The 19,452-nt window shown below is 71.8% G+C and carries 19 protein-coding genes; 9 read left to right on the forward strand and 10 right to left on the reverse strand.

The features are described from left to right. Positions 1-24: 24 nt before the first annotated feature. From hslV to ASG87_RS02625, 5 genes are all read right to left on the reverse strand, one after another. Positions 25-576 carry an ATP-dependent protease subunit HslV gene (gene hslV, locus ASG87_RS02605; RefSeq protein ID WP_056000397.1) on the reverse strand — a complete coding sequence of 184 codons (552 nt, stop codon included), beginning with the start codon at positions 574-576 and terminating at the stop codon, positions 25-27. A 157-nt stretch (positions 577-733) separates the two neighbouring features. After that, positions 734-1,627, reverse strand: a complete 894-nt coding sequence (gene xerC / locus ASG87_RS02610) for a tyrosine recombinase XerC (RefSeq protein WP_056000400.1) — start codon at positions 1,625-1,627, stop codon at positions 734-736. A 7-nt stretch (positions 1,628-1,634) separates the two neighbouring features. Next, positions 1,635-2,321 (reverse strand): DUF484 family protein, encoded by a 687-nt coding sequence (locus ASG87_RS02615; protein WP_056000403.1) that lies wholly within the window; start codon positions 2,319-2,321, stop codon positions 1,635-1,637. An 82-nt stretch (positions 2,322-2,403) separates the two neighbouring features. Next, positions 2,404-3,252 carry a diaminopimelate epimerase gene (gene dapF, locus ASG87_RS02620; protein WP_056000406.1) on the reverse strand — a complete coding sequence of 283 codons (849 nt, stop codon included), beginning with the start codon at positions 3,250-3,252 and terminating at the stop codon, positions 2,404-2,406. A gap of 16 nt (positions 3,253-3,268) precedes the next feature. Further along, the gene (locus ASG87_RS02625) at positions 3,269-3,433 is read right to left on the reverse strand and encodes a lipoprotein (RefSeq protein ID WP_056000409.1); all 165 of its coding nucleotides are present in this window, start codon (positions 3,431-3,433) and stop codon (positions 3,269-3,271) included. A 95-nt stretch (positions 3,434-3,528) separates the two neighbouring features. Between ASG87_RS02625 and ASG87_RS02630 the strand changes: the two genes are divergently transcribed. Both ASG87_RS02630 and ASG87_RS02635 read left to right on the forward strand, forming a co-directional pair. Beyond that, positions 3,529-4,212, forward strand: a complete 684-nt coding sequence (locus ASG87_RS02630; RefSeq protein WP_056000412.1) for a hypothetical protein — start codon at positions 3,529-3,531, stop codon at positions 4,210-4,212. 40 nt (positions 4,213-4,252) lie between these two features. Beyond that, positions 4,253-5,452 (forward strand): hypothetical protein, encoded by a 1,200-nt coding sequence (locus ASG87_RS02635; protein ID WP_056000415.1) that lies wholly within the window; start codon positions 4,253-4,255, stop codon positions 5,450-5,452. Here ASG87_RS02635 and ASG87_RS02640 read toward each other — a convergent pair. Further along, positions 5,447-5,917: a GNAT family N-acetyltransferase gene (locus ASG87_RS02640; RefSeq protein WP_056000418.1), complete on the reverse strand. Its 471-nt coding sequence runs from the start codon at positions 5,915-5,917 to the stop codon at positions 5,447-5,449. The genes ASG87_RS02635 and ASG87_RS02640 overlap by 6 nt on opposite strands. Positions 5,918-6,173: 256 nt before the next feature. Here ASG87_RS02640 and ASG87_RS02645 point away from each other — a divergent pair, with 256 nt between their 5' ends. Further along, the gene (locus ASG87_RS02645; protein WP_056000421.1) at positions 6,174-7,658 is read left to right on the forward strand and encodes a RimK family protein; all 1,485 of its coding nucleotides are present in this window, start codon (positions 6,174-6,176) and stop codon (positions 7,656-7,658) included. Positions 7,659-8,007: 349 nt separating this feature from the next. Here the strand turns inward: ASG87_RS02645 and ASG87_RS02650 are convergent, their stop codons facing one another. Then, the gene (locus tag ASG87_RS02650) at positions 8,008-10,092 is read right to left on the reverse strand and encodes an EAL domain-containing protein (protein WP_162258301.1); all 2,085 of its coding nucleotides are present in this window, start codon (positions 10,090-10,092) and stop codon (positions 8,008-8,010) included. A 111-nt stretch (positions 10,093-10,203) separates the two neighbouring features. Further along, positions 10,204-10,413, reverse strand: a complete 210-nt coding sequence (locus ASG87_RS02655; protein WP_056000426.1) for a hypothetical protein — start codon at positions 10,411-10,413, stop codon at positions 10,204-10,206. A gap of 98 nt (positions 10,414-10,511) precedes the next feature. Here ASG87_RS02655 and aroE point away from each other — a divergent pair, with 98 nt between their 5' ends. Beyond that, entirely contained in the window at positions 10,512-11,342 is an 831-nt protein-coding gene (aroE, locus tag ASG87_RS02660) for a shikimate dehydrogenase (RefSeq protein WP_056000430.1), read from the forward strand. Between the two features lie 128 nt (positions 11,343-11,470). After that, complete coding sequence (locus tag ASG87_RS02665) at positions 11,471-11,995, forward strand: hypothetical protein (RefSeq protein ID WP_056000433.1); 525 nt, start codon at positions 11,471-11,473, stop codon at positions 11,993-11,995. A 553-nt stretch (positions 11,996-12,548) separates the two neighbouring features. On the opposite strand, the gene ASG87_RS02670 is transcribed toward ASG87_RS02665, so the two are convergent. Next, complete coding sequence (locus ASG87_RS02670; protein ID WP_056000436.1) at positions 12,549-13,085, reverse strand: gamma carbonic anhydrase family protein; 537 nt, start codon at positions 13,083-13,085, stop codon at positions 12,549-12,551. A 56-nt stretch (positions 13,086-13,141) separates the two neighbouring features. Further along, on the reverse strand, positions 13,142-14,887 hold the full coding sequence (locus tag ASG87_RS02675; protein WP_056000439.1) for a patatin-like phospholipase family protein: 1,746 nt from the start codon (positions 14,885-14,887) through the stop codon (positions 13,142-13,144). 112 nt (positions 14,888-14,999) lie between these two features. On the opposite strand from ASG87_RS02675, the gene ASG87_RS02680 reads away from it, so the two are divergent. The 4 genes from ASG87_RS02680 (at position 15,000) to ASG87_RS02695 (ending at position 19,417) form a co-directional block, all read left to right on the forward strand. Next, entirely contained in the window at positions 15,000-17,063 is a 2,064-nt protein-coding gene (locus ASG87_RS02680; RefSeq protein WP_056000509.1) for a M3 family metallopeptidase, read from the forward strand. Positions 17,064-17,067: 4 nt separating this feature from the next. Next, positions 17,068-17,652 carry a GNAT family N-acetyltransferase gene (locus ASG87_RS02685; RefSeq protein ID WP_056000442.1) on the forward strand — a complete coding sequence of 195 codons (585 nt, stop codon included), beginning with the start codon at positions 17,068-17,070 and terminating at the stop codon, positions 17,650-17,652. Between the two features lie 264 nt (positions 17,653-17,916). After that, on the forward strand, positions 17,917-18,696 hold the full coding sequence (gene xth, locus ASG87_RS02690; RefSeq protein ID WP_056000512.1) for an exodeoxyribonuclease III: 780 nt from the start codon (positions 17,917-17,919) through the stop codon (positions 18,694-18,696). Positions 18,697-18,739: 43 nt separating this feature from the next. After that, complete coding sequence (locus ASG87_RS02695; RefSeq protein WP_056000444.1) at positions 18,740-19,417, forward strand: YecA family protein; 678 nt, start codon at positions 18,740-18,742, stop codon at positions 19,415-19,417. Positions 19,418-19,452: the final 35 nt, after the last annotated feature.

Genomic DNA, 19,452 nt, shown 5'->3' on the forward strand with positions numbered 1-19,452 from the left:
ACCGGGAAGTGCTTTGACTATTCCCTACTCCCCATTCCCCATTCCCAGCTCCTCGATGGACACGTTGTGATTGGTATAGATGCAGATGTCGCCGGCGATCTTCAGCGCCTTCTCGACGACGGTGCGGGCGTCCAGTTCGGTGTTCTCCAGCAGCACCCGGGCGGCGGCCTGGGCGTACGGGCCGCCGGAGCCGATCGCGATCAGGCCGTGCTCGGGTTCGAGCACGTCGCCGTTGCCGGAGATCAGCAGCGAGGCGTCCTTGTCGGCCACCGCGAGCATCGCTTCCAGCCGGCCGAGGCGGCGGTCGGTGCGCCACTCCTTGGCCATCTCCACCGCGGCGCGGGTGAGGTTGCCGCCGTGCTTGTCGAGCTTCTGCTCGAACAGCTCGAACAGCGTGAACGCGTCGGCCGTGGAGCCGGCAAAGCCCGCCAGCACGTCGCCCTTGCCGAGCCGGCGCACCTTGCGCGCGTTCGATTTCATCACCGTGTTGCCGAGCGTGACCTGGCCGTCGCTGCCGATGACGACACGGCCGTCGCGGCGCACGCAGACGATGGTGGTGGCGTGAAACGATTCCATGGACGCTCCGCAGTCTTTGCCTGAACCGGTGAAGTGGGGACGGGCGGGAGGGGCTTCAATGCGTGGACGGGATTCGGGATTGGGGATTCGGGATTTGCAAAAACCGGGAGCCAAGTGCTGGCGGGCACTGCTCTTACGAATCCCCAATCCCGAATCCCTAATCCCGGCTTTTACGCCTGGCCCGCGGATGCGCCGCGTCGTACACCTTGGCCAGGTGCTGGAAGTCCAGATGGGTATAGATCTGCGTGGTGGCGATGTCGGCGTGGCCGAGCAGTTCCTGCACCGCGCGCAGGTCGCCGGAGGATTCGAGCATGTGGCTGGCGAAGGTGTGGCGCAGCAGGTGCGGATGCACGTGCCTGGCGAAGCCCTGGCGCAGCGCCAGCGTCTTCATCCGCGCCTGCACCGTGCGCGGGCTGATCGGCGCGCCGCCGCGGCCGCGGAACACCGGCGAACCGGCCTCGCGGCCCTCGGCCACGCCCAGCGCGCGCAGCGCGTCCACCGCGTGCCGGCCGACCGGCACGATGCGCGTCTTGCCGCCCTTGCCGAGCACGCGCACCTCGCCCTCGTCGAGGTTCAGGTCGATCCAGCGCAGGCCGACCAGTTCGGACAGGCGCAGGCCGGAGGAATAGAACAGTTCCAGCATGGCGCGGTCGCGCACGCCGAGCGCGCCGTCGCCGCCGTGCTCGACCAGCGCGGCGGCCTCGTCGACGTCGAGCACCTGCGGCAGCTTGCGGTGCACCTTGGGGCCGCGCACGCCGGCCGCCGGGTCGTGCGCCATGAGGCCCTCGCGCCGGAGCTGGCGGAACAGGCTGCGGCAGGACGACAGCAGGCGCTGCAGGCTTTTCGGGGCGAGTCCGGCGCGATGCTCGGCGGCGACGAAGGCGCGCATGCGGTTGGCATCGAGCGCCTCGAAGCGGTCCAGCCCCTGCGCTTCCATCCAGCGCAGCAGCTTTTCCAGGTCGCGGCGGTAGCCGGCCACCGTATGCGCCGACGCCTGGCGCTCGCCGGCGAGCCGGCCGAGCCAGGCGTCGAGCTGGTCGCGCGGGCTCATCGCTGCCTCAGCCGAGATCCTGCGAGCGCATCAGGGCGGCGGTGACGGTGGCGGCGATCATCTTCAGGAACAGCGTGCCCATGCCGGGCTGGAAGCGGTCGGCGTCGGCGCTGCCGATCGCGAGCAGGCCCAGTTCGCCCAGCGGCATCAGCGCGGCCGAGCGGATCTCGCCGGCATGGTCGCCGAACAGCCGCTGCAGGCGCTCGGGCGACAGCCGCCCGGTCACCGGCTCGTGGTGGGCCAGGAAATCGGCGAACTCCGGCAGCGTCGCGCGGCCGCCCGGCTCCACCGCCAGCCATTCGGCCGGCGGCAGCTCGAGATGGTTGCCGAACAGCAGCAGGCGAACCTGCTCGGTCTGGAACTCGGTGCCCAGCTTGGCGATCACGCCGCGCGCGGCGATCGCCGGGGTGTTGGCGCGCAGCATGGTCACGTTGAGATCGTGCACGCGCTGCATCAGCCGCTCGTTCTCGGCGGCGATCGCAATCAGTTCGGCCAGGCGGCGTTCCAGTTCGGCGTTCTTCTCGCGCAGGTTCTGCAACTGGTACGCCGCCAGCGAGGCCACCGCGCCCTGCTCGCGCGGCAGGGTGAGCTGGGCGGCCAGGTCCGGGTAGGCGCCGAGGAACTCCGGATGGCGGCGCAGGTAGGCGGCCACGTCCTGGGCTTGCAGGGTGTCGTCGAGCAGGGCGTCGGTCATGCGCGGGTTCCTCGGGTCGGGGGACGGCCGTGGGGCGGAATGCGGTGGCCTGTCCCGAGTGTGCGATGGACGCGCCCGGGCATCAATGCGCGGAGGGCGGGTCCAGCCATTCGCCCTCGAACACGAAGGCGGCCGGGCCGGTCATCCACAGCGTGTGGCCGGGGCCGGCCCAGTCGATCCGCAGGCGGCCGCCGGGCAGTTCCACCTGCACCCGGTCGTCCACCTCGCCGCGGCGGTGCAGCACCGCCATCGCGGCGCAGGCGCCGGTGCCGCAGGCCAGCGTCCAGCCGCTGCCGCGCTCGTGCACGCGCAGGCGCAGGCGGGCGCGGTCGAGCTTCTGCACGAACCCGGTGTTGGCGCCCTGCGGGAAGCGGGCATGCGCGGTCAGCGCCGGCCCGAGGCGGGCCAGGGACGGCGCGGCCAGGTCGGCGACTTCCACCACGGCGTGCGGGTTGCCCATCGATACCGCGCCGATCTCCAGCGCGTCGCCGTCGGCCTCGATCGCGTAGCGGTCCGCTTGGGCCTCGGCCCGGAACGGCACGCGCGCGGGCTCGAACACCGGCTCGCCCATGTCCACGGTGACCTCGTGCGGGCCGAGCAGGCGCACGGTGACCGGGCCGGACGGGCTCTCGATGCGCACGGTGTCGCCGATCGCCAGCGCGCCGGCGCGGTGCAGCCACGCGGCGACGCAGCGCACGCCGTTGCCGCACTGGCCCGAGGGGCTGCCGTCGGCGTTCCAGATGCCGTAGTAGAACGCGCAGCCGGGATCGCGCGGCGGCTCCACGCTCAGCAGTTGGTCGAAGCCGACGCCGGCGTGGCGGTCGGCGATCGCGCGGATCTGCGCGGGATCCAGCGCGAACGGCCGCTGCCGGCCATCGATCACCACGAAATCGTTGCCGATGCCGTGCATCTTGGAAAAGCGCAGCGCCATGCCCGGTGCCGCCGGCTCAAGGCTGGACGGCGACGGGAGCCGGTGCGGTACTGGCCGGCGCCGGCGCGGTGGCCGGCGTCGCGGGCTTGGCCGGCGGCAGCACCAGCGGGCCCTTGTTGCCGCAAGCGGCGAGCATGGCGAAGGCGAGGCACAGCACGAGCAGCGGGATCAGTCGGCGCATGGGGGGAGTGTCCTGAGCAGTGGTCCGGAGTATAGCGAGCCGCGCCGCCGCTATGATTCGCCTCGCGCATGGCGCGCGGCGAGCGAGTGTGAGCGATGGACTGGACCACCCTGATGCACCTGCCGATGACCCTGCTGTTCGTGCTGGCCGGGTGCGTCCTGCTGTTCGCGCTGGTGCAACTGGTGGCGATGCTGCAGCGGCGGCGCGACGGCCGCCCGCTGGCCGCGGCGTGGCGGATGCTGCTGTTGCTGCTGGGGCTGGGGCTGGCCCTGCTGCTGGGCGGCGCCGGCTACGCGCTGCGCGGCTATCGCCTGCTGGCCGAGGAAGCGCCGGTGGTGCAGATCGACGCGCGCATCCTGTCGCCGCAGCGCTGGGCGCTCACCCTGACCTGGCCCGACGGCGGCACCCGCAAGGTGGCGCTGTCCGGCGACGCGTTCCGCATCGAGGCGGTGGTGCTGAAGTGGAAGCTGCCCGCCCTGCTCGCCGGCGCGCCGCCGCTGTATCGGCTGGACCGGCTGGACGGCCGCTACGACGATGCCGCGCAGGAGGCCGAGGCGCCGCGCACGGTGCTCGGCTTCGACCAGGCCGGTGCGTTCGACCTGCTCAACCTGCGCAGGCAGTACCCGCAATGGCTGTCCGCGGTGGACACGGTCTACGGCAGCGGCGCCTTCCTGCCGCTGGTCGACGGGGGCCACTACAGCGTCAGCCTGATGCGCAGCGGCGCCTTGGTGGCGCGGCCGGACGAGGCCACGGCCGCCCGCCTCGTCGATCCGTTCTGACCGCAGCGCGTCGATCCGAACCCGCAGGGAATCACCGGCTATGGATGGCAAGACAGGATGGTCCTACGGCCCGCGCTGCTATCGCGTGACGATGCGGGTGCGGGTATTCGCCACGGTTCTGGCCCTGCTGGCCTGCCTGATCGCCTGGATCGTGCTGCGCATGGCCGGGCGGTTGCATATGGACTCCGTGCAAGTCGGAGGCATGCTGGGGGCGGCCCTGGCCCTGGGGTTCGCCTTGGTCGCCTGGACCAGCCGGCTGCGGCTGGACGGGACCCGGCTGGCCTTGCGCAGGCCATGGGGCCGGCGCGAGATCCTCATGGCCGAGCTGTCGGGCCTGCGCAGCCGGTATGCGAGGGACGGTCGCCGGATACCGGGTTTCCAGCCCCGCATCGGCCGTACGCTATGGCTGTTCCTGCCCTACGCCACCGACCCGGCGTACGAGCGTTGGCTGGCCTGCCTGCCGGACGTGGACGCCGCGGACAGGCAGGCCTCGATGGACGCCACGTTGTCCGACCGTCGCCTGGGTGCCGACCCGGTCCAGCGCGCCAGGCGCATGGCGCGCTGGGAAGGGGTTAAGCGCTGGGAGGAAATCTCCTTCCTGCTGCTGATGCTGTGGACGCTGGTGCTTCCGCTCCCCTATGCGTGGCTGATGCTCGTGCTGGCGGCCGGGCCGTGGCTCGAGCTGGCGCTGGTGCGTGGATCGCAAGGCGCCTTGCGCATCGACCTCAGGCGCAACGAGGCGCGCCCGCTGACGGCGACGTGGCTGCTGGGCGCGCCGATGCTGCTCGGCCTGCGCAGCGCCTTCGACCTGGACCTGCTCGAGCCGGGCCGGGCCGTCTGGCTGGGCGCATTGGCGGGGCTGCCGCTGCTGCTGGCGGTATTCGCGATGGTGCGGGATCGCGCGGGCACCGCCGCGAAAGTGTTCTATGCGGCGATGTGCTGGCTCTACGGCTACGGCGTGGTGGCGCAGGGCAATGTGCTGCTCGACCGCGCCGCGTCCGGGGCGATTCCGGTGCAGGTCGTCGCCCGGCAGGCCACCCATGGCAAGAGCACGAACCACAGGTTGCGCCTGGCCGGTGAACTGCCGGCAAGCCACGGCGAATGGTTCGACGTATCCGCAAGCCGTTACGAGGCCAGTCCGCCGGGAACGTCGTTGTGCGTGTTCCGGCATCCCGGCCGGTGGGGGCTTGGCTGGCTGTCGGTGGGCGATTGCCCGGGCAAGGCGAGCGGCGACCTATAGCGTCTTCTCGTAGCGCCAGGCGTCGGCGCCGTCCGCGTAGTAATGCGCGTAGCGGCCGATGCGGCCGTAGCCGAGCTGCTCGTAGAGCCGGATCGCACCGGCGTTGTCGGTGCGCACTTCCAGCCGCAGCGCGCGGCAGCGGCGTTGCCGCGCGACGGCCTCGCTGGCGGCGATGAGCGCGGTACCGACGCCTTTGCCGCGCGCTTCCGGCCGGCTGGCGATCGAGTACAGCCGCGCCACCGAACTGCCCGCGCGAAAGAACACCACGGCCGTACCGAGGAACTTGCGATGGTTGGCGCTGGCCACCAGCACCTGCGCCGACGCGCTGTCGAGGTGGCGGCGGTACTGGCTGCGGCTCATGCGGTCGCTGTCGAAGGTGGCCTGCTCCAGCGCGACCAGGTCGTCGAGGTCGGACAGTTCGGCGCGGCGCACGCGCACGGCGGCGCTGGCGGGCATGGGGCGCATCGGCGGGTTCCAGGGGATGGAAGCCGGGCGGGCCCGGCGGACGGCGGGAGCGTTCACGTGGGCTCGCACTCTAGTCCAGCGCCCCGGCGAAAGCATCCGGTGCCGGCGGCGCACATGCGGAGGCCGCCATCGGCATTCATGCCGGCTTCAGTGCCGGCGCTTGTGCGCCGCCGCCGCTATGCCAAACTGCGCGCCTTGCGCCGTGCCGCCCCGTCTCCCGCGTGACGACACCCCGATATTCCGCCCCTGAGGTGTCATGACCCGGCTCGTGATCGTCGTCGAGAAGGCCTCCGACTGGAGCTCCTACTACCCTTCCGTCGACGTGGTGAGCGCGATGGACTACCTGCGCGAACCGATCGGCGGCGACGACGAGCGCACCCACGTCATCAACCTGTGCCGCAGCTACAAGTACCTGGGCACCGGCTACTACGTGTCGCTGCTGGCCGAGGCGCGCGGGCACCGGGTGATGCCGTCGGTGCGCACGGTGAACGACCTGCGCCGGCGCTCGCTGTACGGCCTGGACATCGACGACCTCAACGCCAAGCTCACCCACTTCCTGCCGGCCGGCGGGCGCGACACCACCGACTTCGGCATCCTGGTGTACTTCGGCGAGACCGCCTACCCGGCGCTGCAGGACCTGGCGCGGCAGGTGTTCGAGATGTTCCCCTGCCCGCTGCTGCGCATCGAGTTCGAGCGCGACCGCGTGTGGCAGGTCAGCTCGATCAAGCCGGTCGGCCTGCACACGCTGGACGACGCGCAGGAAGACGCCTTCGCCGAGGAGCTCGACCGCTTCTCCAAGAAGCTGTGGCGCAAGCCGCGCGCGCGCCGGCGCTTCCGCTACGACCTGGCGATGCTGGTCGATCCGGCCGAGCAGATGCCGCCGTCGAACAAGAAGGCGCTCAAATCGTTCATCGCCGCCGGCAAGGAGCTGGGCATCGAGGTCGACCCGATCGGCAAGAACGACTACCAGCGACTGGCCGAGTACGACGGCCTGTTCATCCGCGAAACCACCGCCAGCGACAACCACACCTACCGCTTCGCGCACCGCGCGGAGAAGGAAGGCATGGTGGTGATCGACGACCCGACCTCGATCCTGCGCTGCACCAACAAGATCTTCCTCAACGACCTGATGGTGTCGCGCAAGCTGGCGGTGCCGCGCACCGAGATCCTGTACCGCGACAACGCCAAGGCGACCGGCGACGTGGCGGCCCGGCTCGGTTTCCCGCTGGTGCTGAAGATCCCCGACGGCTCGTTCTCGCGCGGGGTGGTCAAGGTGGAGAGCGCCGAGGCGCTGGACAAGGCATCCGGCGAGCTGTTCCAGCACAGCGCCCTGCTGCTGGCGCAGGAGTTCGTCTACACCGAGTTCGACTGGCGCATCGGCGTGCTCAACCGCGAGCCGCTGTATGCGTGCAAGTACTACATGTCGCGCGGCCACTGGCAGATCTACAACCACGGCGCCAAGGGCACCGCGAAGTCCGGCGGCTTCGAGACCATCCCCGTGCGCGACGCCCCCTCCGAGGTGGTGAAGCTGGCGCTGAAGGCGACCCAGCCGATCGGCGACGGCCTGTACGGCGTGGACCTGAAGCAGGTCGGCGACCGGCCGGTGGTGATCGAGGTGAACGACAACCCGTCGATCGACGCCGGGGTGGAGGACGCCTACCTCGGCGACGACCTGTACCTGCGCGTGATGCAGGAATTCCTGCGCCGGATGGAACACAAGCGCTTGGGGATAGGCCGCTAGCTAGGTTCATGGCTGCCTTGTGCGAAGGGCAAGCTTCTGGGCCCTGGCCTCAGAAGTTGTTCAAAATCCCCTGGGCATTCCTATGAAACGTCATCCCAGCGAAAGCTGGGATCCAGTGCCTTTAGGTTTTGGGGGAAGAAAGTCGCTGGATGACTCGCTGCGCTCGCCCCTTCGGGGCCAGCCTTCGGCTGTTCAACGCTCGCAAGGCTCGCTTTTGTCCTGCTTGAAAGCCGCAGGAATGACGAGCAGGGGAACATGAAGGGATTCCAGTCCGACAGGGAGATTTTGACAGGCTCTCATCTACACCATCGGTTGTGGCGCGGCGAAACAACCTCTTGAAACATCACAGCTAGCGCACGTCTTCGGCGGCGGACACGAACTCGCCGGCCAGCAGCGCCGGCACCCGCTCCGGCGGCAGCGGCGGCATGAACAGGTAGCCCTGGCCGACGTCGCAGCCGGCCCGCTGCAGCCATTCGACCTGCTCCTCGGTCTCGATGCCCTCGGCGATCGTCTGCAGCCGCAGCCGCCGGGCCAGCGCGATGATCGCCTCGGTGATGTCGCGGTCCTCCTGGCTGAGGCCGGCGCCCTGCACGAACGACTGGTCGATCTTGATCGACCGCGCCGGCAGGTGGCGCAGGTGGCTGAGGCTGGAGAAGCCGGTGCCGAAGTCGTCGATCGCCATGTGGAAGCCCAGCGTCTCCAGTTGGCGCAACTGGCGCAGGGTGTGCTCGGCGTTCTTCATCGCCGCTGATTCGGTGATCTCGAACTCGATCGCCTCGTGCGGCAGGTCGAGCGCGGCCATCGTGCGCAGCAGGCTCTCGGCGAAGTGGCTGTCCTGGATCTCCTGCGGCGACACGTTGATCGCCACCGGCACCAGCGGCAGCGCCTGCGCCCGCCACTGGGTGATCTGCTGCACCACCTGGCGCAGGATCACCGAGCCGAGCCGCGCGATCAGGCCGCTGGTCTCGGCCAGCGGCACGAAGCTCTTGGGCAGCAGCAGGCCGCGCTGCGGATGCGCCCAGCGCGCGAGTGCCTCCAGCCCGACCAGCCGGCGCGTGCGCAGGTCGACCTTGGGCTGGTAGTGCACCAGGATCTCGCCGTGCTGCAGGGCCTCGCGTAGCTCCGCCGACAGCACCAGCCGGTGCCGCGCCTCCTCGGTCATCCGCTGCTGGTAGAAGCAGTAGCCGGCCTTGCCCTGCTCCTTCGCCGCGTACATCGCCAGGTCGGCGTGGCGCAGCAGGCTGGCGGCGTCCTCGCCGTCGCGCGGGAACATCGCCACGCCGATGCTCGGCGTGGCGGTGACGTTGTGCTCGGCCACCTGCACCGGCCGCCCCACCAGGGCGAGGATCTTCTCGCAGATGATGATCAGGTTGGCCTCGCTGCGGTAGCGCTCCAGCACGATCACGAACTCGTCGCCGCCGAAGCGCGCCACCGTGTCGCGCGGGCGCACCGCCGCGCACAGCGCCGAGGCGACCGAGCGCAGGAACTGGTCGCCCGCCTCGTGGCCGAGGGTGTCGTTGATCGACTTGAAGCCGTCCAGGTCGATGAACATCACCGCCACCTCGAACCGCTCGCGCTGCGCCTGCGGCAGCAGCCGCTGCAGCAGGTCGAGCACGTTGGCGCGGTTCGGCAGCCGGGTCAGCGCGTCGTGGAAGGCCTGGTGGGCCAGCGCGTCGCGCGCCGCGCGCAGCTCGCGGTGGATGTCGTCGGCATGGCGCTCCATCCGCCGGTGCGCCAGGCTCGCGCAGAGGGTGAGCAGCAGCAGCAGGCCGGAGGCGAGGCTGACGGCCAGGCCGAGCGCCGACCCGTGCAGGCCACTGAACGCGGCCAGGCTGACCGCGCCGTCGGGCAGGCCGGCGGCGGCGGTGCCGAGGTAGTGCGCGGCGGCGATGCCGCCGCCGATCAGGCCGACCGCCCACAGCCGGGACGACGGCCGCCGGCCGCGCCGGGACCGGGCGTTGAGCCACAGGCCGGCAACCGGGCCGAGCATACCCAGCAGCAGCGCCAGCGTCGCCAGCCGGCCGTTCCATGCGAACCCCGGCTGCATGCGCAGCGCCAGCAACCCCAGGCAGTGCATGCCGGCGAGGCCGGCGCCGAGCACCGCGCCGGGCAGCCAGATCGCGGGCGCGGCGCGGGTGTGGCGGGCCACCAGCCAAAGCACGGCGGCGGCGGCCAGCACGATCGGCAGCATCGACAGCAGGGTCAGGCCGATGCCGTAGCCCAGCGGCGTGCCCGTCCTGGCCGCCAGCAGGCCGGTGAAGTGCATCGCCCATACGCCCGAGCCCGTCGCCAACGCGCCGGCGACGGTCCACAGCAGGGCGGCGGGCCCGCGCGTCCGGGCGATGCGGCCGACCACGCTGAAGGCGACATAGGCGTCGAACGCGGCCAGCGCGATCGATCCCCCGACCAGCCAGGCGTTGTAGGTCAGCGCCATCATTGTTGCTGCGGCCTTCCCCCGGCAGAGCGCTGTGCAAGAGCTGACAAGCCAGCCGAGCTTGCAGCACAAGCATGGGGGCAGGCAAGCGCCGGTTGATGCCGGCCGGCGTCAGCCCGGGCGCGTCGGCGCCGCGCGGCGCAACTGCATGCCGGCCAGCAGGCTGAGCGGTGCGACCAGCAGCCAGAACAGCGGCGACCAGCCCAGCCGCTCGGTGTGGACGGGCAGGGGCGTCAGCGCCAGCAGGAAGCCGCCGAGCAGCAGCCAGCCGCCCGCGGCGAGCGCGAGCCAGTGGAACAGGTCGCGGGAAAGGGTGGCCATGGCGGTGAGACTCCGAAATGGGCGGGAGGCCAGCGTCGCGGCTGGCCGTCTCAGCGGCTGCGACCACTACAATGCGCCAACCCCCGCTGGAGCCCGCAATGAGCGAACCTTCCCGTTATGCCGTGTTCGGCCATCCGATCGGCCACTCGCTGTCGCCGCAGATCCACCAGGCCTTCGCGCAGCAGTTCGGCATCGCCCTGGGCTACCGCGCGATCGATGCCGCGCCGGCGGCCTTCGCCGGAGCGGTCCGGGATTTCTTCGCCGACGGCGGCCACGGCGCCAACGTCACCCTGCCGCACAAGGCCGCCGCGTTCGCGCTCGCCGACCGGCGCAGCGAGGCGGCGCAGCGCGCCGGCACCGCCAACGTGCTGACCCGCCTGCCCGACGGCCGGCTGGCCGCGCACAACACCGACGGCACCGGCATGGTGCGCGACCTCACCGAGCGGCACCGGGTGGACCTGCGCGGCCACACCGCGCTGCTGCTGGGTGCCGGCGGCGCCGCCCGCGGCGTGGCGTGGAACCTGCTCGACGCCGGGGTGGAGACGCTGACCATCGTCAACCGCTCGCCCGCCGCGGCCGATGCGCTGGCCGACGCGATCGGCGAGCCGGCGCGCGCGCATACGCGCTACTGGGAAGACCTGGCCGACATCGGCAGCTACGACCTGATCGTCAACGCCACTTCGGCCGGCGTGCTGGGCAGCGCGCTCGACCTGCCGTTCGCGCTCGCCGGCGCGCGCGCGCTCTGCTACGACCTGTCCTACGGCGCCGCCGCCGCCGGCTTCCTCGCCTGGGCGAAGGCCGCCGGCGCGCGCTACGCCTTCGACGGCCTCGGCATGCTGGTGGAAACCGCTGCCGATGCGTTCGAGCTGTGGCACGGCCATCGCCCGGACACCGAGCCGGTGTACCGCACGCTGCGCGAGCGCTACTGAACCTCCGCGCCGGGGCGGCGGCAGCCACCCCGGCCGTCACCGGCCTGACATACGCCGGCGCTACGTTGGCGGCCTCGCCCGGCATTCCCCAGACGCACGGGCGGCCACCTTCCTCCCGTAGCGACGCCATGCCCCGATCCCGTCCCGCCGTGTCCGCCCGGCGCGCTTCCGCCCTCGCCGGCCTGCTGCTGGCGGCACTGCTGGCCGCCGGCGGCGCGGTCGGCCTGCGCCGGCACGCGTCCGCCGCGGAAGCCGCGGTGGCGGCGCCGGCCGACGACGACAGCGGAGGCGTCGCCATCCTGCTCGGCCTAGCCGGCACGGCGGTGCGGGAGAAGCGCCTGGTGGCGCCGGCCGGCAGCAACGCCTACGAGTTCTACCTGAGCGTGCTGCAACTGGAACCGGACAACCGGCCCGTGCAGGACGCCCTGCGCCAGCTGTTCCCCGCCGCCACGGCCGAGGTGGAGCGCGCGATCAATGCGCTCGAACTGGACGAGGCGCAGCGCGAGCTGCGCCTGCTGCGCGAGTTCGACAGCACCAACTTCACCCTGTCGCTGCTCGGCGGCAAGCTCGACGCCCAGCGCCAGATCGTGATCCGCCAGGACGAGGAACGCGCCGCGATCATCCAGGCGCAGGCGGCCGCGGCGGCGCGCTGAGGCCGTTGCTGTCCGGCGCGGCAGCGGCCCGGCCTTCTTCCGCAGCAGGGCGACCAGCCCGGGCTGCATGCAGCCGTAGTCGTCGGGAATGCCGAGCACCGCGATGCGCTTGCCGCGCAGCCGCTCGCGATGGCGCGCCAGCAAGTCGGCGGCGATGCGGGGTTTCCATCGCCAGGATCAGCTCGGCCCGGTCCAGTCGCTCGGCCGGCAGCGACGTGTCGGCCGAGCCGGCGAGCCCGGCCGGATCCGTCTCCAGGCCATTGCCGCGAGCACGCGTTCGGCGGCGGGGTTGCGCTGGCGCATTGCTGGCTGCACAGGAACGGCACGCGGCGAGGTGCCGTTGGCGTGCCTTCTCAGAGACTGTTCAAAATCTCCCGGTTATGCCCCACGAAGCGTCATCCCAGCGGAAGCTGGGATCCAGTGCCTTTGGGTTTTGGAGAAAGGGAAAGTCGCTGGATGACCAGCCCTGCGGCTGTTGAAAAGCGCCTCGCAGGAATGACGAATGGCGAGCATGAGGGGATTCCGGTTCGACAGGGAGACCTTGAACAGGCTCTCAAGCCGGGTCGAGATAGTCGTTCTTCAGCCGCACGTAGTGGTCGGCCGAATAGCGCAACTGCTCGACCTGCGCCTCGCTGAGCAGGCGCACGAACTTCGCCGGGTTGCCCAGCCACAGCTCGCGCTTGCCCACCGTCTTGCCCGGCGGCACCACCGCGCCGGCGCCGACGAAGCCGTACTTCTTCACCACCGCGCCGTCGAGCACGCAGGCGTGCATGCCGATCAGGCAGTAGTCCTCGATGGTGCAGGCATGCACCACCGCGGCGTGGCCTACGGTGACGCCCTCGCCGATCAGGCAGGGATAGCCGCCGATCGAGTACGGGCCGTCGTGCGCGACGTGCACGATGCTGCCGTCCTGGATGTTGGTGCGGGCGCCGACGCGGATGCGGTTGACGTCGCCGCGCAGCACCGCGCCGGGCCAGATCGAGACGTCGTCGCCCAGCACCACGTCGCCGATCACGCTGGCGGCCGGATCGACGTAGACGCGCTGGCCGAGACGCGGCGCGATGCCCTTGTAGCTGCGTAGGTGGTTCATCCGCGCATGGTAGCCGCGGGCGCCGCGGCCGGCGAACTTCCATGCGGGAGCGGCCGCTACGCGCCGGTGCGCGCCTGTGCCTCCAGCACCTCGAGCGCGTGCCGGTAGCCGGCGTCCACCGCGCGGCGCCAGTCCTTCCAGTCGAGCACGCCGATATGCTCCAGCGGCGGCGTCAGCAGCAGGTCGGCGCGGGCGCGGCGCTCGGCGCTGGCGTCCTCGCTGTTGACCATCGCCGCGCGCACCAGGGTGGACACCAGGCCCGGCCGGTGGACGTCGTGGCGGCGCTGCCACAGCAGCCGCCACAAGGGCGGCGTGGCGAACTCCTCCACGCCGGCCTGCAGGATGATGTCGGCGCGCACGTCCAGCGCGGTGAGGTGCGCGATGCCGTCGGCCGCCATCACGTCGGTGGGCAGGTTGTTCATCAGGGCGCCGTCGATGAACACGTGGCCGTGGTGCAGCACCGGCGGCAGCACGCCCGGGATCGCGCTGGAGGCGCGCAGCCACAGCCATAGCGGGCCGTGCCGGTGCACCATCATGCCGTCGCCGGACAGGCTGGTGGAGACGCAGAAGAACGGCAGCCGCAGGTCCTCGATGTCCAGCGCGCCGAACGCGCGGCGCAGCATCAGCGCGGCGCGGTGGCCGCGGGTCAGCGCCACCAGCGGCAGGGTCCAGTCCGACAGCGGCCGGCCGGCGACGAAGGCGCGCACGCAGCGCTCGGCCACTTCGTCCGTCGACCAGCCGGCGGCGACGCCGGCGCCGATGATCGCGCCGATGCTGGTGCCGCCGACCGCGTCGAACACGCGGCCGGCCTCGTGCAGCGCGCGCAGCGCGCCCAGGTGCGCCAGCCCGCGCGCGCCGCCGCCGGCCAGCACCAGGCCGCGGCCGTGGCCGCCGATCAGCCGCGCCAGCCGCTCGATGTCGGCGTCGTTGCAGAGGTGGTGGTGGCGCAGCTCGCCCTCGAACTGCGCGCGCCAGCGTTGCGCCGCGCCGAGGCTGGCGCCATGGCCGGCATGCAGCAGCAACAGGTGCCGCGGCCGGTGCCGGGCCAGCTCGGGCCGGTGCGGCGCCACCTCCGGCCACGGCCGCGCCGGCTGGGCCGCCTGCGCCGGCAGCAGCAGCACGTCGGCCTGCCGCAGGCAGCGCTGGCGCCAGGCCGGGTCGCTATCGGCGTCCAGGTAGATCACGAAATGCCGCTGCGCCTCGCGCTCGGCGAACCAGTCGCTGCCGCGCCCGGCGCCGTGCCCGGCATCGATCACCGCGCAACTGCCGTACGGCTCCAGGGCTTTGGCCAGCCGCATCGCCAGCGCGCGTGCCGGCACGCTGGCGTCCACCGGCAGCAGCGCGAAGGTGCGTGGATTGCCCGGCGGTTCGTGTTCGCGCTCGCGCTGCAGCAACCGCGCCAGCGCCGTCCGGGTGATCCCCAGCATGGCCTGCGGGTAGCGGCCGACCAGCGCCTCGAAGGCGGCGCGGTCCAGCCGCAGCAGCTCGGAGTCGCGCAGCGCGCGCACGCCGCGGTTGCGCGCGCTGCCGCCGAGCAGGCTGATCTCGCCCACGCACTCGCCGGCGGTGACCAGGTGCAGCGGTTCGCCGGGATGCGCGCCGTCGTCGCCGGCGAACACGCCCAGGCTGCCGCTCTTGAGCAGGTACAGCGCGTCGGCCGGTTCGCCCGGCTCGAACAGCGGCCGCCCGCCGGGCAGGCAGAACCAGCCAAGCTGCGCCGACAGGCCTTCGAGCGCCGCGCGGTCGAGCATCGCGAACAGGGGATTGCGGGCCAGCAGGCTGACGATGTCGGGGACGCTCACGCGCCGATGGTACGACGCGTTTGGTGACAATGCGGCACCAAACGCCGTCACGCCGCACAGCTTGATTTCGCCGCGGCCGCTCGCCACGCTGGCGGCCTCCAAGGAGCCCCGCATGAGTCACGACACCAACCCGCTGCTGGCCGACGACGCCCTGCCGGCGTTCTCGCGGATCCGTCCCGAGCACGTCGCCCCGGCGATCGACGCGATCCTCGACGACTACCGCGCCGGCATCGACGCCCTCACCGCGCCGGATGCGCCGCGCGATTTCGCCACGGTGATGCTGACCCAGGAGCGGCTGGAGCAGCGCCTGGCGCGCGCCTGGGCGCCGGTGGGCCACCTGCACGCGGTCGCCGACAGCGAGGCGCTGCGCGCGGTCTACGGCCCGGCCGAGGAAAAGCTCACCGAGCACGCGATCGAGCTGGGCCAGAACCGCGACCTGTACGCCGCCGTGCAGGCGCTGGCCGACGCGCCCGGCTTCGCCGCCCTGCCGCGTCCCGAGCGCGCCCTGGTCGGGCATGCGCTGCGCGATTTCCGGCTGTCCGGCGTGGCGCTGGAGGAACCGGCGCGCAGCCGCTTCCGCGAGATCGGCGTGGCGCTGTCGAAGCTTTCCACCGAATTCTCCAACGCCGTGCTGGACGCCAGCGAGGCGTGGCACGAGCACGTCACCGACGAGCGCGACCTCGCCGGCATTCCCGAATCCGGCCGTGCGGTGCTGCGCCAGTATGCCGAGGACCAGGAACTGGACGGCTTCCTGGTCACCCTGAAGCAGCCCAGCGTGCAGGCGGTGCTCACCTACGCCGGCAACCGCGGCCTGCGCGAGCGCGTGTACTGGGCCTACCAGACCCGCGCCTCCGACCAGGGGCCCGACGCCGGCAAGTACGACAACGGCGCGCGCATCGAGCAGATCATGGCGCTGCGCCACGAGGCGGCGCGGCTGCTCGGCTTCGCCAACGCGGCGGAGGAATCGCTGGCGACCAAGATGGCCGTCTCGCCGACCGAGGTGATGGAGTTCCTGCACGATCTGGCGAAGCGCGCCCGGCCGGTGGCGCAGCGCGAGCTGGCCGAGCTGCGCGCGTTCGCCCAGCAGGAACTGAAGCTGGACAACCTCGAACCCTGGGACGTCGGCTACGCCGCCGAGAAACTGCGCCAGCAGCGGTACGCGCTGGACGAGGAGCAGCTCAAGTCCTACTTCCCGCTGCCCGCGGTGATCGACGGCCTGTTCGCGATCACCAGCCGGCTCTACGGCATCACCCTCGCCGCGCGCGACGGCGTCGACGTGTGGCATCCGGACGTGCGCTACTACGACGTGCGCGATGCCGACGGCCGCGTGTTCGCCGGCGCCTACGTCGACCTGTACGCGCGCAACGGCAAGCGCGGCGGCGCGTGGATGGACGTTTGCCGCGCGCGCTTCGACGACGGCGGGCAGCGGCAATTGCCGGTGGCCTTCCTCACCTGCAACTTCGCGCCGCCCACCGCGGGCAAGCCGGCCCTGCTCACCCACGACGACGTGCTCACCCTGTTCCACGAGTTCGGCCACGGCCTGCACCACCTGCTCACCGAGATCGCGCTGCCCTCGATCGGCGGCATCGAGGGCGTCGAGTGGGACGCGGTGGAACTGCCCAGCCAGTTCATGGAGAACTTCGGCTGGAACCGGCAGGCGCTGGACCTGTTCGCGCGGCACTGGCAGACCGACGAGAAGCTGCCGGACGAGCTGTTCGAGCGGATGCTCGCCGCGCGGCACTTCCATGCCGGCCTGTTCCTGGTGCGCCAGCTCGAGTTCGCGCTGTTCGACTTCACCCTGCACCTGGACTACGACCCGGCCGAGGGCGCGCGCACTCTGGCGGTGCTGGAGAACGTGCGGCGGCAGGTCGCCGTGCTGCATCCGCCGGCGTGGCAGCGCTTCCCGCATGCGTTCAGCCACATCTTCGCGGGCGGCTACGCGGCCGGCTACTACAGCTACCTGTGGGCCGAGCTGCTCAGCGCCGACGCGTTCGGCGCGTTCGAGGACGCCGCGGCGAACGGCGCCAGCGTGATCGACCGCGCCACCGGCGAGCGCTTCCGCCGCGAAGTGCTTTCGGTCGGCGCCAGCCGCCCGGCGCTGGAGAGCTTCGTCGCCTTCCGCGGCCGCCGGCCCGAGCCGGACGCGCTGCTGCGCAGCTACGGGCTGGATGCGTGAGCGCATGAAGCCGGCCGCCAGCCCGTGCGTCGTTCGGCCGGCCCGCATCGGCGATGCGGCGCAGGCGGTGCCCCTGCTGGTCGAGGCGCTCGACCACCTGGCGCTGCAACTGGCCGGCGTGTCCGCGCACGCGGAGGCGGTGCCGTTCTTCGCGCGGCTGTTCGAGGCGCGCGGCAACCGCTACAGCCACGAGCACGTGCTGGTGCTGGAATGCGATGGCGAGATCGCCGCGGCGATCCTGGCCTACCCGGGCGACGACGAGGCCGCGCTGGCCGCGCCCGTGCTCGCCGCGCGCCGCCGGGGCGAGCCGTCGGCGACGCACCGGCACGAGCCGGAAAGCGCGCCGGGCGAGTTCTACCTCGACGCCCTGGCGGTGGCGCCGCGGCATCGCGGCGCGGGCCTCGCCGCGCGCCTGATCGACGCCGCCTGCGCCCGCGCGGCGGCGGCCGGGTTCGATCGCGCCGGCCTGCTGGTGGATCTCGACAAGCCCGGCGTGAAGCGGCTCTACGCCCGCCTGGGCTTCACGGTGGACGGCGAGCGCGTGCTGGCCGGGCATCGCTACGAGCACATGAGCCGCGCGCTGCGGTAATCCCGCGACGTCCTCACAGCTGCGAACGTGACGCCTGCGGGCGGCGCCGGGGCGAACGGAAGGAACGCCGAGCGCGAAGCGGCCCCGCATTCGCGCCGACCCGCCGTCGCCAGGCCGGCATCCCGCCGGCGCATCCCGGAGGAACCGCTGCGTCCGTCGCGACGGCGTCCGCCGCCGCTGGCCTGCGTCGCCTCCGGGCGCCCGCGACGCCATCCTGCGACGCCGCGCCGTGCCGATCCGGTGCCGTCGCCCTACAATGCGCCGATGAAAATCGCCTCCTGGAACGTGAACTCGCTGAAGGTGCGCCTGCCCCAACTGACCCAGTGGATGGCCGAGGCACGGCCGGACATCGTGGCGCTGCAGGAAACCAAGCTGGAGGACGCCAAGTTCCCGGTGGACGAGATCGCCGCCGCCGGCTACCGCGCGGTGTTCTCCGGGCAGAAGACCTACAACGGCGTGGCGATCCTGGCGCATGCCGACGTCGCGGGCGGCTTCGACGACGTGGTCACCGACATCCCGGGGCTGGACGACCCGCAGCGGCGCATCCTCGCCGCCACCGTCGGCGGGCTGCGCATCGTCGACCTGTACGTGGTCAACGGCAAGGCGGTCGGCGACGAGAAATACGCCTACAAGCTGGACTGGCTGGCGAAGGTGCGCGAGTTCCTCGCGCGCGAGCGCGAGCGCCATCCGCACCTGGTGGTGCTGGGCGACTTCAACATCGCGCCGGACGACCGCGACGTGTACGACCCGGTCGCCTGGGGCGAGGACGTCCTGTGCTCGCCGCCGGAGCGCGCCGCGCTGAAGGCGATCACCGAGCTGGGCCTGCACGACAGCTTCCGCCTGTTCGAATCGGCCGGCGAGCACTATAGCTGGTGGGATTACCGGCAGGCGGCGTTCCGGCGCAACATGGGCCTGCGCATCGACCTGATCCTGCTCGCCGACGCGCTGAAGCCGGCCGCGCAGGCCGCCGCGATCGACCGCACGCCGCGCCGCTGGGAGCGCCCCTCCGATCACACCCCGGTAACGCTGGATCTGGATATCTAGGTCCCCTTTTTCCACGGACGACCGCCATTCCCACAGGCTGCCGATGAATACCACCAAGACCGACTGGCCCAGCTCGCTGGACGACAACGAACTGGACGAACTGGACCGCTACCTGCGTGCCCACGCCGACGACGGCCACCTGCTGCTGGACGGCGTGCACGGCCTGCTCTCGGCGCTCGCCGTGGGGCCGCTGCAGGTGCTGCCGGACGAGTGGCTGCCCGAAGTGCTGCACGACCCGTTCAGCGACGAGGACGAGGGCAACCGCGTGCTCGCCCTGCTGGCCAAGCTCAACGACTCGATCAGCGCGGAGCTGGACGTGGACGCCTACGAGCCGATCCTCGGCGAGGTCGATACCGAGACCGGCCCGGTGCTGTCCGCGGCCGGCTGGTGCGAGGGCTTCAGCCGCGGCATCGACCTGCGCGCGCAGCTCTGGGAAAAGCGCCTCGCCGACGACCCGCAACTGATGGAACTGCTCGGCCCGGTGATGGCGCTGGCGGTGGACGAGGGCGTGCTCACCGCCGACACCGACTTCGACAAGCTCAGCGACGAGGAATACGACGAATGCCTGGCCCAGGTATCCGCCGTGCTCGCCGCGGTGGCGCAGTACTGGGACGAGCATCCGGCCACCGAAGCCGAACTGGACGCCATCGCCCAGGCACCCGCCGCCGGCGACGACCACGACGGCCCGCCGCGCCAGCGCAGCGGGCATTGGGTGCATTGACGGCTGCTTGCTTTCCCCGAGCGATGGCGTCCGGC

Source organism: Frateuria sp. Soil773 (assembly GCF_001428405.1).
GTDB lineage: Bacteria > Pseudomonadota > Gammaproteobacteria > Xanthomonadales > Rhodanobacteraceae > LMSL01.